The 16,057-nt window shown below is 68.6% G+C and carries 12 protein-coding genes; 3 read left to right on the forward strand and 9 right to left on the reverse strand.

The window, feature by feature from the left end; translation table 11 throughout:
* Window positions 1-276, reverse strand: a 276-nt coding sequence (locus BN423_RS11775) for a hypothetical protein (protein WP_222859241.1), incomplete at its 3' end; no start/stop codon positions are given.
* Between the two features lie 253 nt (window positions 277-529).
* Here BN423_RS11775 and yhbY point away from each other — a divergent pair.
* Window positions 530-829, forward strand: coding sequence for a ribosome assembly RNA-binding protein YhbY (gene yhbY, locus BN423_RS05000; protein ID WP_019239168.1), 300 nt, complete (start codon window positions 530-532; stop codon window positions 827-829).
* Between the two features lie 46 nt (window positions 830-875).
* Here yhbY and BN423_RS05005 read toward each other — a convergent pair whose 3' ends face one another.
* The 5 genes from BN423_RS05005 to rplM all read right to left on the reverse strand — a co-directional run bounded on the left by BN423_RS05005 (window position 876) and on the right by rplM (window position 6,825).
* On the reverse strand, window positions 876-3,944 hold the full coding sequence (locus BN423_RS05005; RefSeq protein WP_019247022.1) for a BTAD domain-containing putative transcriptional regulator: 3,069 nt from the start codon (window positions 3,942-3,944) through the stop codon (window positions 876-878).
* Window positions 3,945-4,518: 574 nt separating this feature from the next.
* Window positions 4,519-5,250 carry a glucosamine-6-phosphate deaminase gene (gene nagB, locus BN423_RS05010; RefSeq protein WP_019239170.1) on the reverse strand — a complete coding sequence of 244 codons (732 nt, stop codon included), beginning with the start codon at window positions 5,248-5,250 and terminating at the stop codon, window positions 4,519-4,521.
* Window positions 5,251-5,307: 57 nt separating this feature from the next.
* A complete protein-coding gene (locus tag BN423_RS05015) occupies window positions 5,308-5,802 on the reverse strand; it encodes a PTS sugar transporter subunit IIA (RefSeq protein WP_019239171.1) in 495 nt (164 codons plus the stop codon).
* A gap of 180 nt (window positions 5,803-5,982) precedes the next feature.
* Entirely contained in the window at window positions 5,983-6,378 is a 396-nt protein-coding gene (gene rpsI, locus BN423_RS05020) for a 30S ribosomal protein S9 (RefSeq protein ID WP_019239172.1), read from the reverse strand.
* A gap of 3 nt (window positions 6,379-6,381) precedes the next feature.
* Complete coding sequence (gene rplM / locus BN423_RS05025; RefSeq protein WP_019239173.1) at window positions 6,382-6,825, reverse strand: 50S ribosomal protein L13; 444 nt, start codon at window positions 6,823-6,825, stop codon at window positions 6,382-6,384.
* Window positions 6,826-7,549: 724 nt separating this feature from the next.
* Between rplM and BN423_RS05030 the strand changes: the two genes are divergently transcribed.
* The gene (locus tag BN423_RS05030; RefSeq protein WP_019239174.1) at window positions 7,550-8,707 is read left to right on the forward strand and encodes a hypothetical protein; all 1,158 of its coding nucleotides are present in this window, start codon (window positions 7,550-7,552) and stop codon (window positions 8,705-8,707) included.
* Between the two features lie 233 nt (window positions 8,708-8,940).
* On the opposite strand, the gene BN423_RS05035 is transcribed toward BN423_RS05030, so the two are convergent.
* Complete coding sequence (locus BN423_RS05035) at window positions 8,941-11,715, reverse strand: phosphoenolpyruvate carboxylase (RefSeq protein ID WP_019239175.1); 2,775 nt, start codon at window positions 11,713-11,715, stop codon at window positions 8,941-8,943.
* A 40-nt stretch (window positions 11,716-11,755) separates the two neighbouring features.
* The gene (gene hisS, locus BN423_RS05040; protein WP_019239176.1) at window positions 11,756-13,078 is read right to left on the reverse strand and encodes a histidine--tRNA ligase; all 1,323 of its coding nucleotides are present in this window, start codon (window positions 13,076-13,078) and stop codon (window positions 11,756-11,758) included.
* A 123-nt stretch (window positions 13,079-13,201) separates the two neighbouring features.
* On the opposite strand from hisS, the gene BN423_RS05045 reads away from it, so the two are divergent.
* Window positions 13,202-14,278: a threonine aldolase family protein gene (locus BN423_RS05045; protein ID WP_019239177.1), complete on the forward strand. Its 1,077-nt coding sequence runs from the start codon at window positions 13,202-13,204 to the stop codon at window positions 14,276-14,278.
* Between the two features lie 187 nt (window positions 14,279-14,465).
* On the opposite strand, the gene pyk is transcribed toward BN423_RS05045, so the two are convergent.
* Complete coding sequence (pyk, locus tag BN423_RS05050; protein ID WP_026089010.1) at window positions 14,466-15,926, reverse strand: pyruvate kinase; 1,461 nt, start codon at window positions 15,924-15,926, stop codon at window positions 14,466-14,468.
* Window positions 15,927-16,057 lie beyond the last annotated feature (131 nt).

The following is a 16,057-nucleotide window of genomic DNA, read 5'->3' on the forward strand; positions in this document are numbered from 1 at the left end:
CGCTCGCGGGCGGCGCGGGCGCCTGCTCGGGTGCGGGCGCATCCGGTGCGGGCGCCTCGGCCGCATCCGGCACAGGCGGCATCGGCAGCGGCTGCTCCGGCGCGGCGCCTCCGGTACCGGCTCCGGCGCAGGCACCGGCTGCTCGGACACCGGCGGCATCGGCAGCGGCTCGGGTGCGGCCGGCGCTCCCTGCACCTCATCGACCGCGCCGGCGGCGGGCGCATCGGCCTGTGGCTGCGCCGCAGGGGGCACGCCCTGCTGTTCCTGTTCGCTCATGATGGTTCCTCCCCTCCGCGCCAAGGCGCAAAGACACGTTGCGCCCATTATATAGGAGGGGCGGGTACGTTATCCCGCCATCAGCCGCCGCGCTGTTTCCATCTTGTTTCACGCAGCCCGCCCATCCATCGCACCTCCTTCCGTTCGCGTCGCGCCGCCCGGCACCCTTCCCTTGCGAACCCGCGCTCGAATACGGTATCGTGGTCACGTTTCCGATGCCCGGAACCCACGTCGAGAAAGGCAAGCGATCGCCATGGCACTGACCGGTAAGCACGTCCGTCACCTGCGCAGCCTCGCGCACCACCTCAATCCCAGCATCATCATCGGCAAGGCCGATGTGAACGACGGCGTGGTGGAGCAGGCCAACGCGGCGCTCGAGGCCCACGAGCTCATCAAGTGCTCGGTGCTCGACACCTCCGCCCTCGACGTGCGCGAGGCCGCCGAGGAGCTCGCCGAGCGCTGCCACGCCGAGGTCGTCCAGGTAATCGGCCGCAAGTTCTCCCTGTACCGGGAGAGCAAGCGCGACGACATCGAGCACATCAAACTCCCCTAGCCCACCCGCCCCGCGCGGCCACGCGCATCCCGCGCACCTGCGGCCATCACGCCCCGAAGCGCAGCCTCCTGTTCTCGATCTCCCGGTACACCCGCTCCGTCTCGAGCTCGGGCCCCCGGTCCGCGTGCTTGAACAGGTAGTCCCGGTGCATGCGGTACACGTCCTCCACGTCGCCGTACCTGCCCGCCATCTCGTACACCTGGAGGGCGCGGCGCACGACGTCCTCGCGACCCGTCTCGCTGCGGAACGCCGCCTCCACCATCCAGAGCGCCGAGTTCACGTCCTCCTCCTCGATCGCCACGTCGATCCCGCGCAGCATGCAATCGATGAACTTCGCCTGCAGCGTGTGGCGCATATGCTTGAAATAGGGGATGTTGCAGCGGTCCGGGACCACGAGCGGGCCCACATAGAGCCCCTCGACCTTCAGGCAGAGGGCGATGAGCTGCGAGGCGCTCATCTTGAGGTGCCCGAGCAGGATCTCGCGCGCGAGCTCGTTGAACCTCACGACATCCGAATCGACGTACTCGCTATTGAGGCAGAGGCCGTCGCCCTGCGTCATAAGGTATTGCGGGCCGTCGCGGCGCTGCCCGAGGGCGTGCCGCAGCGTCGAGAGCGTCGAGTACAGGTTCTCGCGCGCCCGCGTGTAATCCAAGCCCGGCCAGAGTTCCTCGGTGATGGTGCGGCGCGTGACGAACGACCCGCGCTCGACGGCAAGCCGTGCCGCGAGCACGCCGATCTTGCGCCGGCGCCAAATCGTGTCGGCGAGCACGTGCCCGTTCTTCGTGACGGAGAAGCCGCCCAGCAAGCGGATGGACACCTTCCCCACCTCCTCGGGGTACTCCGGCGGGATGAGCGTGAAGAGCGGCTGCTCCTCGTCTTTCGGCTCGCCCTCCATGATGTAGTACGGCGCGAGGGTGGCGGGCAGCAGGCGGCGCAGGGCATCGGCGCGCGGGCCGAGCACCGAGAGAGCGAGGCGCGCGAACAGCCTGAACGAGGGCTCGAGCAGCGTCTCCTTATGCAGGGAGTACCAGGCCGAGAGCTCCGCGTCGTCGCGCGCGGCGGCGAGGAAGCACGCGCTCACCCATGCCTCGGCGGGCGTCAAGTCCGTGCGCGCGAGGTCGAGCATGCCCGCCTCCTCCCGCACGGCTCCCCGCGACATGCCGTGGAGATGCGAGACGCGCTCGAGGAAGAACGCGAGCTGCTGCAGGTAGGGCTGGTCGTCGTCGACGAGCTTCAGCACCTGCTGCGCGCGGAAGCGGGCGTTGACCGCCTGCCCCTGGACGAGTTCCTGCCAGCCCGCGAAGACCGTGGCGAGCAGCTGGAGCGATAGGTCGGATGCCCGAAGCGCCGCCGTGCCCGCGTCGGTGAAGGCGCGCTCGTCGATGAGCGGGGCGCCCGCGAACAGCCTCCGGGCGGAGCGCACGAGGCGCGCATAGCTCACCACGGGCGCCAGCTTGCGCTCGCGCAGGTCGCGGTCGGCCAGCGCGAGCTCGGCGTCATCCTTCCCGATATGCCCGAGCGACCCCATGAGCGCCTCGGCGAGCAGCACGTCGCAGCGAAGGAGCACCAAGGGGATATCGACGGCGTCGTCCACGCCGCCTGCGTCCCGCACGTGCTCCAGCAAGCGCTCCGCCTCGCCCGTCCAGGTGCCCTGCTCGATGAGCGCGGCACGACAGCGCGCATGGAGCTCGAACGCCTCGAAGTCCACGCCGAGGCTCGTGCCCCCACGGCCCTTCTTGTCGGGGAGCTCGGGCAGGTCGAGCCCGCGCGCGTGCCCCATCGCATGCGCGAGCACCCGCGCGCCCTTCCAGGCACGGCGCTCCGCGGCCGAGGACACCTCGCCGGTACGGCTCCTGAGCTCGCCGCAGACCGCCCGTGCCAGGCGGTAGTCGCCCACCGTGAGGGCGGACGCGTAGACGGCGAGCTCGAGGGGAAGCGATGCCCGGCCGCTCGCCCTCGCCTCCTTGCGGCGCGCGACGACCCCGCTCACGAACGACGCATGCCCGCGCACCGCGAGCAGCAGCGGGGCGGCATCGACGCTCGCGGCGGCATCCTTGGGCGCGAGGCACTCGTCCACGAGCGTCACCGCCTGGTCGCTGCGCCCCGCCCTGAGCAGGGCGCGTGCCACGCGGCGTGCGGTCGCGGGATCCTCCTGCGCCAGGGACTCGCGCATCTTGCGGCGCGCCCCGCCCTCCGTCCCCAGGCAGGCGAACGTCCCCGCCGTGCGGTCCTCGCCGAACACCGGGTAGGCGCGCAGCAGCCCGCGCAGGGCGGGCGCGGTGACGTCGACGCCCGCGCGCGCAAGGTCGCGGAACCTCCCGCTGCCCGCCAGGAGCAGGGCGACCGCGAGCGTATAGCGCTCCTCATCCGTCTCCCGCAGCTCCGCGAGGATGGCGTGGTAGAGGTCGACCGCATATCCCTCGATGGGCTGGGGCAAGGGCACCGTCTGCTCCGTCATGCCCTGGAGTGCGGCGACGAGCACCGGTATGCCCTGCGTCAGGGCATAGACGTCGAGCGCGCCCGAGATGGAGAGGACGCGCGACCACTCCGCATATTCCCGCGGTCGCACGATGAGCTGGCCAGCCCCGAACTTCGCCGCGTCGCCCAGCTTGCGCACCAGACCCTCCGCCGCCGGCGTGCAGGCGATCACGATTTCCACGCCGGATGCCCGCAGCCCCCTGAGCAGCTCTGCGAAGGCCTCCGCGTCGGCATCCGGGAAGGCGGGGACGTTGTCGATCGCGAGCGCCGGACGGACGGCATGCGCGAGCTCCCCGGCGATGCCCTCGAGCTGGATGGAGAGCTCGGAGAGCACGGCGTGGTCCGCATCGACGAGCCGGGCCACACCGCGCTGCGGATCGTTTACGACCTCGTCCACGTATTGGATGAGCAGGGCGGTCTTGCCGAACCCCGGTGGCGCGCACAGCACGGCGATCCCTGCTGACGATGCCTGCTGGGCCAGCTCCTGGATGAGCCGCGTGCGCCTCACCATGAAGCTCGGCCCCGTGGGCAGCTGATGGCCGCTGCGCGATGCGGCACCGTCGCCACCGGGCGCGCGCCTCCCGCCGCCCGGCCGCGTTCCCACCCATGTCGATGCATGCGCTGAAATCGTGATCATCTCGTCCCTCGCAATCATCTCATGCCAAACGATACGAGGGGATCTGCAGGTATGCCGTTACGGGCACCGATATTACCCAGACGGTGCCAGTGCCCTGCAAGGTTTAGGGCAAGGTTTGTGACCATGTGAAAAACCAACTTCTGTCCGCGCATGCGCCTGCGCATCCCCGCAGGATGCGCCCGATACCGGCATGCTGGGCTTGCACGGGGACGTATCAGCCCCACCTTCGTAGGCGTCGCGCGCGATACCGTCCGCGAACGCGATCCCACCGCCTACGGATACGATGGCGCTCCCCGCTAAAAACTAGGATAGGGGACACATTATTTCTTTTGTATCGCCTTATGGCAGAAATCGGTCAGATTTATGCAAGATTGCCGGGTGGTACGTGGAAAGTTTCAACGCGCCCGGCAGCGACGCCGTGCCCCTCCGCGCGCATCCACACCGCTCACCGCGGGCACACCCCGTGCCGAGCCGCCAAACGCAAACGGGCGGACTCCATCCGGAACCCGCCCGCAAGCGCACATCTATGCAGTTGAAAAACCGACGCGCAGCCCGTCATGCCGTGTGCGAAACCCTACTCGCAGAGCGAGAGCGCCTCCGCATCCGCCACCACGACGACGTTCGGGTGCAGCTGCAGGATCGACGCCGGGCACTGCGGCGTCACCGGGCCGAAGCACATGTCGTGCACGGCCTGCGCCTTCGCCGCGCCGTTCGCCACCACGAGGATCATGCGCGCGTACATGATGGTCTGCACGCCCATGGTGTACGCCTGGCGCGGGACGTCCTCCTCGCGCTCGAACAGGCGGCTGTTCGCCTTGATCGTGGACTCGGTGAGGTCGACGCAGTGCGTGCCCTTCGAGAAATGGTCATCGGGCTCGTTGAAGCCGATGTGGCCGTTGTTGCCGATGCCCAGCAGCTGCAGGTCGGGGTAGCCGGCCTCCTCGACCATCTTGTCGTAGGCGCTGCACGCCGCCTCGGCATCGGGGTTCGAACCGTCCGGCACATGCGTGTTCGCCAGGTCAATGTTGATATGGTCGAAGAAGTTGTCGCGCATGAAGTAGTGGTAGCTCTGCGGGTCATCGTGCGTGAGGCCGCGATACTCATCGAGGTTATAGGTGCTGACCTGCGAGAAGTCCACATCGCCCTTGTTGTACCAGTCGATGAGCTGGTGATAGGCGCCAATAGGCGTGCTGCCCGTCGCCAAGCCCAGCACGCAATCGGGCTTGAGGATGACCTGCGCGGAGATGATGTTCGCCGCCTTGCGACTCATATCTGCGTAGTCGCGCGCCTTGACGATCTTGAACATAGGACCCCTTCCAACAACTGTCCGAGCGGGCGGCGCCCGCCTTGCTACCAAGATCCGCTACATGCGAGCGGTGATGAGCTTCTCCAGCTCGCCGACCGTGTTCCCCACCTTGCCCTTGATGCTCGAGAACTCCGCGGCGTTGCACACGAGGATCGGCGCGGTGAGGTCGTAACCCTCGCGCGTGATGGCGTCGCGGTCGAACTCGATGAGCACGTCGCCCTTCCGCACGGTATCGCCCACGGAGGCGTGCACGGTGAAGTACCGCCCCTCGAGCTTCTCCGTATCGAGCCCGATATGCACGAGGACGTCGAGCCCCTCGTTCGTGTGGAGCGCGACGGCATAGCCGCTCGGGAAGATCGCCTTCACCTTCGAATCGGACGGGGCGACCACCTTGCAGCCCGTCGGCTCGATGGCGACGCCCTCGCCCAGCGAACCGGACGAGAAGACCGGGTCGCGGACGTCGGAGAGCGGGATGACCTTTCCGGCGAGGGGCGAGAGCAGCACGCTGCTGCGCCCGTGGATGCCCAATGAGTTGAGAAGCGACTTGATCATGTCTTCCTTACAAGCCAACGTGCTCGACCAGACGATGCACGACGGGACATGCCATGTGGTATATCGTACACCCAAATGCGCCCGGAACGAACGGGGCGCGCGGGTGCGCCGATGCGAGGCCGGTACAAAAAGAGCCCGCCACGAAGGCGGGCTCCAAAGATGCAACTCGTGCAGCAGCGATTAACGCTTGGAGAACTGCGGAGCGCGGCGAGCCTTCTTGAGGCCGTACTTCTTGCGCTCGACCACGCGGGCGTCGCGGGTGAGGTACCCGGCACGCTTGAGGTCGGCGCGGTAGTCGCCGGCGTTCAGCAGGGCGCGCGCGATACCGAGGCGCAGCGCACCGGCCTGGCCGGAGATGCCGCCGCCATCGCAGAGGGCGATGACGTCGAAGGTGCCCATGGTGTCGGTCACCTTGAAGGGGGCGAGGGCGCCATCGAGGAGCTGCTGACGGCCGAAGTACTCGGCGGCGTCGCGCTTGTTGATGGTCACCTTGCCGGTACCGGGAACGAGACGGACACGGGCCACGGCGTTCTTGCGGCGCCCGGTGCCCTGATAGACAACGGTGTTCTCAGCCATAGCTTATGCCTCCAGCTCGATCTTCGTGGGGTTCTGCGCAGCATGCGGATGCTCGGGACCGGCGTAGATCTTCAGCTTGCCGAGCTGCTGGCGGCCGAGCGTGGTCTTCGGCAGCATGCCGCGGACGGCGCGCCGGACGACCTCCTCGGGATGACGCTCCATAGCAGTGCGGAAGCTCTCGGCCTTGAGGCCACCGTTGTACCCGCTGTGGCGATAGTAGGTCTTGTGGTCGGCCTTGTTGCCGGTAAGCTGGACCTTATCGGCGTTGATGACCACCACGAAATCGCCGCAGTCGGAATTCGGCGTGAACTGGGGCTTGTTCTTGCCGCGCAGGATCATGGCGATCTGCGTGGCCAAGCGGCCCAGCACCTTGCCCTCGGCATCGATGAGGACCCAGTTGCGGGCAACCTCACCCTGCTTGGCGTAGTGAGTCGACTTCTGAATCACTTGACTCCTCCATGTACCGTACGTGTCTTACAGAGATTCACGGGGCTCTGCAAATGACTGTAGAAGTATACCGCGTTGAGCTGCGGGGTCAACCGGATTTCTCAGACTCTCCGCATCAGGTGGGACGGGGCGTTCGGGGCGAGCGAATGCGCGGGGTGGCAGGCCGCACGAGGGCGACGCGCCGGCGCTCGCGGCAGGTCGCGTGCACTCGCAGCAGGTCGTGGCAGGTCGTGGCTGCTTGCGTGCACTCGCGGCAGGTCGTGGCCGCTTGAAGGCACTCACGGCGGCTCGCGATCTCCCGCGGGCACTCGCGCGCACGCGCGGCGGCTCGTGGCCGCTTGCAAGCACTTGCAGCAGGCGCTCGCCGCCCCTTCCAGTAATCCCTTCCGGAGCGTTCTCTCCCTTAGGAGCCAAAACCGAGCATGTTTCTCCGCAAAACTTGCTTCTTTTTGGCTCCCAACCCTTCTTTTTGCTTCTTTTTGGCCCCTAACCCTTCTAGCTCCTTCATTTTTGCTCCAGACCCTTCCCGCGGCCGCATGTAGTCAGGCGCGGGTCGATGCCACGGTCCCTCGTTCGCGCGCCTCCCTCATCCCTGCCGGCTCAATCGCAACGCGATGCCGTGGCGCCCTCGCCGGAGCCCTTCCCTCGCCCGCGCGGGCGCGCATGTCCCCTCGGGCGCGTATCATGGATGCACGCGAACACCCTCTGAGCGATCGGGGGCACCATGAGCAAGCGAATCGAGCACCATATCTCGCAGCTTCTCGATGAGGCCGAGCAACGCGGCGCATGCCTCGCGAGCACCGACCCCTCCCTGCGCCGGCACCTCATGAAGCGCGTCAGGCAGCGCGCGCTTATCCGCCCGTTTCGCTCGCTCTACATGCGCGCGGGCACCTGGAAGCAGCTCTCACTCGACGAGCGCGCCCTCCACGTTCTCCGCGGCCTGCAGGCGCTCCATCCCGATTGGGTCTTTTGCCACGATTCCGCCGCCATTGCCTGGGGGCTCCCCCTGCCGGCGGAGCGGACGCGCGCCGTCCACGTCGCCTCGACCACGCATGCCCGGGGCAACACCCCGAAGACGCTCGTATATCACAAGTTCGCTGACGGCATCCCCGTGGCCACGGCGAACGGCATCCGCGTGACACCGTTCATCGAGACGGTCTATGACGTGCTCGCCCGCTCGATCTTCCCGGTGGGCCTCGCCGTCGCCGACCGCGCCCTGCGCCTCTGCGCGCCCACCGCCACGAACGCGTCCACGACGGCGCGGCAACTCAAGGCAGGCTTGCGCGAGCTGGGGACGCGCCATCGAAACGCGCGGCGCGTCGCGGGCGTCATGGGATATGCGAGCCCGCGCAGCGAGAGCTGGGCGGAATCGGTCGCGCGCGCCCTCATGATCATCCACGGCTTCGCGTCTCCCCGGCTGCAGGTCCCGTTCGACAACCCCCTCGAGTCGGGCAAGACGTTCCGCGTCGACATGCTTGTCGACCGCGCGGATGGCACGAACGTCATCATCGAGGTCGACGGCATGCTGAAATACGAGGACAAGCGCCTGCTCCAGGGCGAGACCTCGGCGCGCGTGCTCGCGCGGGAGCAGCACCGCGAGGCGGCGCTCACGCTGTTCCGCATGCCCATCGTCCGGCTCTCCTACCCCGACCTCATGGACAGTGCCCGCTTCATCCGAAAGCTCGAGGCGTACGGCGTGCCCCGAAGCGACGCCGCGGCCCAGGCCGTCAGTGCGCTCGGGCGCTCCGCGCCTGGCACGGCCCTCGGCTTCTGCCTCGTCCACATCTCGGACGATGTGATCGCCCGGCAGCTCGCCCAGCGGGATGCGCGGGCGCCGCGCGGCGATTCCCCCGCGGACGAGCTCAAAGATACGCGCCACTGACGCGAAAGGAGCCAAAAAGAGGCATGTTTCCAAGCGAAAACGTCCTCTTTTTGGCTCCCAAGCTGAAGCATGCGAGCGGGCGATGCAGCTCGCCATGGATGGGAACGGGCGCGGCGGCCCGCCATGCATGCGAACAGGCGCGACCCGCCCCGCACCATGCATGTGCGAGGCCGCGGCGCCCCGCCCGCGACCATAAGCGCAGCCGGGCTCGTCCCACAGCACGACGGCGGGCATCACCCCGTGTTCTGGAGGCCGGCGGAGACGCCGGTCACGGTCGAGAGGATGAGCGCGAGCAGCTCGGCCTTCTGCTCCTCGGCGAGCTCCTCCTGCTGCGCGCGCACCACGCGCAGCGCACGCACCTGCGCGAGCGACAGCGCGTCCACGTAGGGGTTGCGCACGCGCACCGCGCGGCCGAGCACGTGCCGGTGCTCGAGCGGCCAGGCGTCGCCCACGATGGCGAGCGTCCAGCGGCGCGTGAGCTGCATCTCGTCGTAGACCTTGCGCGCGAGGTCCTCGCGGTCACCGAGCGCCAGGTACATCTTGGCGATGCGCCCGTCCGTCTTGGCGATGGACATCTCGATGTTGTCGATGAACGTCGTGAAGAGCGGCCACTCGCGGTACGCCCGCTGCAGGAGCTCCAGGTCGCCCAGGGTCTCGCAGGCCGTGCCCAGGCCGTACCACGCGGCGAGGTTGATGCGCGCCTGCGACCACGAGAACACCCAGGGGATCGTGCGCAGGTCGTCGAGCGACTGCGCGCCCAGGCCGCGCTTGGCGGGACGCGAGCCGATGGGCAGCAGGCCCACCTCGGTGAGCGGCGTCACGGTCGAGAACCAGGGCGCAAAGCCCTTGGTGTTCAGCAGGTCGAGGTAGCGCTCGTGCGAGGCGCGGTTGAGTGTGGAGGCCATGTCCGCGTAGCGCTCCGTGGTCTCGGTGTTCAGGCGCTCCACGGAGGGCGCGGAGTTGAGCAGGGTCGCCGCCGCGACGCTCTCGATGTGCCGGCGCGCCAGCAGCGGGTTGCCGTAGCGCGCGAAGATGACCTCGCCCTGCTCCGTGACCTTGAAGAAGCAGTTCACCGAACCCTTGGGCTGCGCGAGCACCGCGCGGTTCGCGGGGCCGCCGCCGCGGCCGACCGCGCCGCCACGACCGTGCATGAGCACGAGGTCGATGTCGTGCGCCTCCGCCCACGCGGCGATGCGCGCCTGCGCGGAGTGCAGCGCGAGCGTGGCCGTGGTGGGGCCGGCGTCCTTCGAGGAGTCGGAGTAGCCGAGCATGACCTCCATGCGGCGGTTCGTCTGCGCGAGCCGCGCCTGCACGGCGGGCAGCTCGAGCATCTCGTCGAGCACGTCCACGCAGCCCTCGAGGTCCTCGAGCTGCTCGAAGAGCGGGATCACGTCGAGCGCGGGCACGTCCTCCGCATGCGCGAAGGCCAGGTTCGCGAGCTCGTAGACATCGGCCACGTGCTGGGCGCTCTTGGTGAACGAGATGATGTAGCGGTGCGCCATCTTCTCGCCGTAGCGCTTCTGGATGGAGCCGATGGCGCGGAACGTGTCGAGCACCTCGCGCGTCATGGGCGCGAGCTCGCCGTGGATGCCGTGCTCGCGGATGTCTGCCAGGGCGCGCTCGTGCACGAGCGAGTGCTGGCGGAACTCCATCTCCACCATGTGGAAGCCGAAGGTCTCCACCTGCCAGATGAGCGTCTGCACGGGGCCGTACGCGGCACGGGGCGCGCCCGCCTGCGCGAGCGAGCGCTGCACGACGCGCAGGTCGGCCAGGAACTCGTCGGCGCTGCGGTACATGGTGTCGGCGTTGCGGCGCACGGTGGCGGCCAGGCGGTCGGCCATGACGAGCATCACGGCGCGGTGCGGCTCGAGCGCGGAGATGGCGCTCGCGCGTGATGTGAGCACCTCGCTCATCTCGACCTGGTGGTTCCACAGGTTGAGCAGCTCATCCGAGGGCTTGGTGTGCTCCGCCTCGAGCGTGAGGTTGCGGCCCACGCGGCGGCACTTCCGCTCGAGCGCCTGCACCATGTGCGTGGCGAACTTCGCGGCGACCTCGCGCGAGACCTTCGCCGTGACGTTGGGGTTGCCGTCGCGGTCCGAGCCGATCCAGCTGCCGGGGTGGAAGAACGCCGGGCACACGGGCGGCACCGAGCCGGCGTACTCGCCGAGCACCCAGTCGTCGAAGCGGCGGTACACCTCGGGCACGGTGTCGAAGAGCGTATTGTCGAAGATGTCGATGATCGTGTCGGCTTCCTCGATGGGCGTCGGCTTCTTGGGCGCCGTCGGGCTCGTGCGCACGAGGGCGTCGATCTCCTGCAAGAGGTGCCGCTCGTTCTCCACGAGCGCCGAGCCGCCCAGGTTCGCGTGATCGGCGAGCAGCCGCGAGATGCGGCGGATCTTGCCCTCGACCGCGCGGCGGCGCGCCTCGGTGGGATGCGCCGTGAACACGGGGTGGAACTCGAGCGTGGAGAGCAGCTGCGTGGCGGGGCCGCCGCCGAGCTCGCGCACGAGCTGGTCGTAGGCCACGGTGAGCTCGTTGGTGGGATCGACGGCGGCGTCGATCGACACGGCGCGCTCGCGCTCGAGGAGCGTCTCCACGCGGTAGTGCTCCTCCGAGAGGTTCGCGAGGTGGAAGAACGACGTGAACGCGCGCACCACGACCTGCGCATCGTCGAGCGAGAGCCCGTCGATGAGGGCGACGGCGTCGCGGAACGCGGCGGCGCTCGGCCCCGGGCCGGTCGGGATGCCCTGGGCGTCGGTCTCCTCGCCCGCCGCCATGCCGCCGGGATCGCCCTCGTTGGCATGGATCACGCTGTTGAGCAGGCGGTCGAACAGGTCGCAGATATGCGGGTCGTAATCGCGCAGCACCGAGCGCTCCAGGCGCAAGAACAGCGCCAGGCTGTCGCGCAAGCGCTCGGGCAGCTCGATCTCGGCGTAGCTCTGGAATACCGCGTCGGTATCCATCGCGCCGAGCTTGTGCCCCTGATGGCTTGCCTCTCTTTCGGTCATGGTACCTCCTCCATGGGAAATGGTGTCAGTCACCTATCTGTCACGCGGTCTGCAGGCGGGAGCGCACCGCGGCGGCGACCTCGTCGCGCGGCACGAGCGCCTCGTCGTGCGTCGTCATGTCGCGCAGGCGCACGGCGCCCTGGGCGAGCTCGTCGCCGCCCACGACGGCGATGAGCGCGCAGCCGAGCTTGTCGGCCTGCTTGAACTGGCTCTTGAGCGATCGTCCCTGATAGTTCGCCTCGCAGCGGATGCCTTCGGCGCGCAGCTCGTGGGCGATCGAGAACACCGCGTCGCGCGTCTCATCGCCCGCGTTCGCCACGTAGATACTCGGCGCGACCTCGTCGGCCATAGAGACGCCGAACGCCTCGAGGGCGAGCAGGGCGCGCTCGAAGCCCACGGCGAAGCCCACGCCGGGGGTCGGCTTGCCGCCCTCGAGCTCGACGAGGCCGTCATAGCGCCCGCCGCCGCCGATGGAGCCCACGCCGGCGCCCGGCGCCTCGACCTCGAAGACCGTGCGCGTGTAGTAGTCGAGGCCGCGCACGAGCGTCGGGTCCTCCACATAGGCGATGCCGGCGGCGTCCAGGTAGCGCTTGACCTGCTCGTAGTGGTCGCGGCACGCGTCGCACAGCTCGTCGCGCATGAGCGGCGCGCCCTGCATGACCTCGCGGCAGTGCTCGTTCTTGCAGTCGAACGCGCGCAGCGGGTTGAGCTCGGCGCGCTCGCGGCACTCGTCGCACATCTCGTCCGCGTGGTCGAGGATGAACGAGCGCACGCGGTCGCGGTAGGCCGGGCGGCACGCCGGGTCGCCCATGGAGTTGATGAGCAGGCGGAGCTTCGAGAGGTCGAAGCCCATGCGCCGGTAGAGCTCCATGAGCATGATGATGCACTCGGCGTCGGCCGCCGGGTCGGGCGCGCCGAGCCACTCGATGCCCACCTGGTGGAACTGGCGCAGGCGCCCCTTCTGCGGGCGCTCGCCGCGGAACATCGCCTCGGCGTAGTAGAGCTTCACGGGCGAGCCACCCTGCGGCACGAGGTTGTTCTCCACCACGGAGCGCACGACGCCCGCCGTTCCCTCGGGGCGGAGCGCCAGGCGCTGCTTGGGCTTGAGCCCCGCATCCGTCCCCTCGGCGAGCGCGCGCTCGAGGTTCGCGCCGGAGAAGACGCGGAACATCTCCTTGCGCACGACGTCCGTCGACTGGCCGATGCCGTGCACGAACACGTCGAGCTGCTCGATGGCCGGCGTCTCGATGGGCTCGAAGCCGTACGGCTCGAACACCTCCGCCGCGATGCGCTGCATGCGCTGCCAGGCGCGCATCTCGCGCCCCATGAGGTCGCGCGTACCCTCTGCCTTCTGTGCCTGCATAGTGCGCCCTTTCACCTTCTCTGATCCACCCGAATACAATGTAAAATAACCCCTGGGGTAATTTTACACCGAGCGTGGTACCGTTATGCCAGGTGTAAACATACCACGAGCAGAGGAAGCCCCATGCATCAGTTACGCAATGATTACAGCGAGGGCGCGCATCCGCGCATCCTGGACGCGCTCGTGCGCACGAACCTCGAGCAGACCGTGGGCTACGGCGCGGACGAGCACTGCGCGCGGGCGGCGGAGCTCATCCGGGCCGAGATCGGCCAGCCGGATGCGCACGTGAGCTTCGTCCCCGGCGGCACGCCCGCGAACATCCTCGCCATCACGGCGCTCACCGAGGAGTTCGAAGGGCCGCTCTGCGCGGCGGACGCCCACCCCACCGCGCACGAGACGGGCGCCATCGAGGCGCACGGGCGGCGCCTGCTCGCCACGCGCGACCCCTTGGGTCGGCTCACGTGCGCCGGCATGGAGCCCCTGTGGCAGGCGGCCTGCGCGATGGGCGCGGCCACCACGCGCCCCGGCATGCTCTACTTCTCGCACACGAGCGAGCTCGGCTACGTGTACACGCGCGCGGAGTTCGACGCCCTCTGCGACTGGGCGGAGGCGCGCGGGCTCGCGGTCTACGTGGACGGTGCGCGCATGGCGAGCGGCTGCACCGCGCAGGGCGGCGACCTCACCATCCAGCACATCGCCGCGCGCGCCGACGCCTTCACCCTGGGCGGCACGAAGAACGGCATGCTCTTCGGCGAGGCGCTCGTGCTGAACCCCCGCACCGCGCGCGGTCGGCGCGCCATCGAGCGCATCCCCTACCTCACGAAGCGCGCCGGGCAGCTCAGCGCCAAGGGCCGCGTCATGGGCGTGATGTTCGAGGCGGCCTTCGACCCCGCGACGCGCGACGAGACGGGCGCGGCGCTCTACTGGCAGATGGCGCGGCACGCGAACGCCATGGCCTGCCGGCTGGCCGCCGGGCTTACGGCCGCGGGGCTCGAGCCCGTCATCGAGACCACGGGCAACCAGCAGTTCTTCTGGGTCGAGCCCGAGGTGGCCGAGCAGCTCTCTGCCACCCTGGGCTGCGAGCTCATGGCGGGCGACGACCCTGCCGGACGCGGGCGCGTCATCGTGCGCTTCGTGACGAGCTGGGCCACGCCCGAGGCGGGCATCGACGAGGCCATCGCGTTCGCGCAGGGGCTCTAGGAGGCGGGGCGCGGCAGGCGGATGAGCAGCCGGGAAGCACGCCCCGCAGCCGCCGCGCCAGCGCGCACCTCGTCCCGCGCACGCCCTCACGCCGCAAAAAACGAGGCGGAAGCCCACCTGGAGCTTCCGCCTCGTCTGCGTTGCAAACCCTCTGTGCAGCCCGCGGGCACGCCCGGCGCCGCGCGCCTTAGGGCACCTGGGCGACGTACACGACGTTCGTCGAGACTTCCTTGCCGTTGTACTCGACCTTCACCGCCGGGTCGCCGGCCGTCACGACCACGAGGTCGCCCTGCTTGGCGATGCCCGTCATCTTGGCCTCGACCATGGCGTTGTCCACCACGTAGGCGAGGCTGCCCACCGAGCGGCCGGAGAGCATGGGCTCGACGCCCCAGTACACGGTCATCTTCGTCACGGCCCACTCATTCGGCGTCACGGCCTGGATGGGCAGGACGGGGCGGAAGTTCGAGACGAGGCGCGCGGAGCGGCCGGAGTTCGTGGGCGTGAGGATCGCCTTGGCGCCCACGTTGAAGGCCGTGGTCACCGCGGAGAGACCCACGGCGGCGTTCACGAGGTTGCGGCCGGGGACGATCGCCTCGAAGTCGAACGGCTTGTGCTCGGGCATTGTGGCCTCGGTGGTGAGCGCGATCTGCGCCATCATCTTCACGGCCTCGAGCGGGTACTTGCCGGCCGCGGACTCACCGGAGAGCATGGTGGCGTCGGTGCCGTCGTCGATCGCGTTCGCCACGTCCGTGACCTCGGCGCGCGTCGGGCGCGGGTTGCGGATCATGGAATCGAGCATCTGCGTGGCCGTGATGACCGGCTTGCAGGCGGCGTTGCACTTGCGGATGATCTCCTTCTGGATGGTGGGGCACACCTCGGGCGCGACCTCGACGCCCAGGTCGCCGCGGGCCACCATGATGCCGTCGGACTCCTTCAGGATCTCATCGAAGTGGTAGACCGCGAGCGCGCACTCGATCTTCGGGAAGATGTCGACGTGCTTTCCGCCGTTCTCGCGGCAGAGCTTGCGGATCTCGCGCACGCCCTCGGCGTCGCGGATGAACGACGCGGCGATGAAGTCGATGCCCTCCTCGAGGCCGAAGAGGATGTCGGCGCGGTCCTGCTCGGTGATGCTTGGCAGCGACAGGTGCGCGTTCGGGACGTTCACACCCTTCTTCTCGCCCAGGCTGCCGCCGTTCTCGACCGTGCAGTAGATGTCCTGGCCCTCGATCTTGTCGACCGTGAGGCCGATGAGGCCGTCATCGATGAGGATCGTGCCGCCCACGTGCACCTCGCGCGGGAGCTCGAGGTGGTCGAGGTAGAAGTGCTCGGAGGTGCCCAGGAGCTCCTCGCTCGTCTCGGCGGCGGTCACCACGACCTTGGAGCCGGTCTCGAGCTGCACCTTGCCGTGGCCCTCCAGGAAGCCCGTGCGGATCTCGGGGCCCTTCGTGTCGAGGAGGATGCCGACGGGGATGCCGAGCTCGTGCGAGATGCGCTTCACGCGCTCCATGCGCTCGTGGTGCTCCTCGTGGCTCCCGTGGCTGAAGTTGAAGCGGGCGACGTTCATACCCGCGAGGATCATCTCGCGCAGGATGTTCTCGTCATCGCACGCCGGTCCCATCGTGCACACGATCTTGGTGCGTTTGTTCATGCATGCCTCCATCTCGGTCCACCTTCGAAATCGCGCTCCTATACGACACATCGCACTCCAGTCTAGCAAAGGTGTCGGCGAATCGCGGCAACCCCTGACGATTGCCTAACAAAATGCAGCATGAGGGAAAC

The sequence above is a fragment of the Enorma timonensis genome (assembly GCF_000321165.1).
Taxonomy (GTDB): domain Bacteria; phylum Actinomycetota; class Coriobacteriia; order Coriobacteriales; family Coriobacteriaceae; genus Enorma.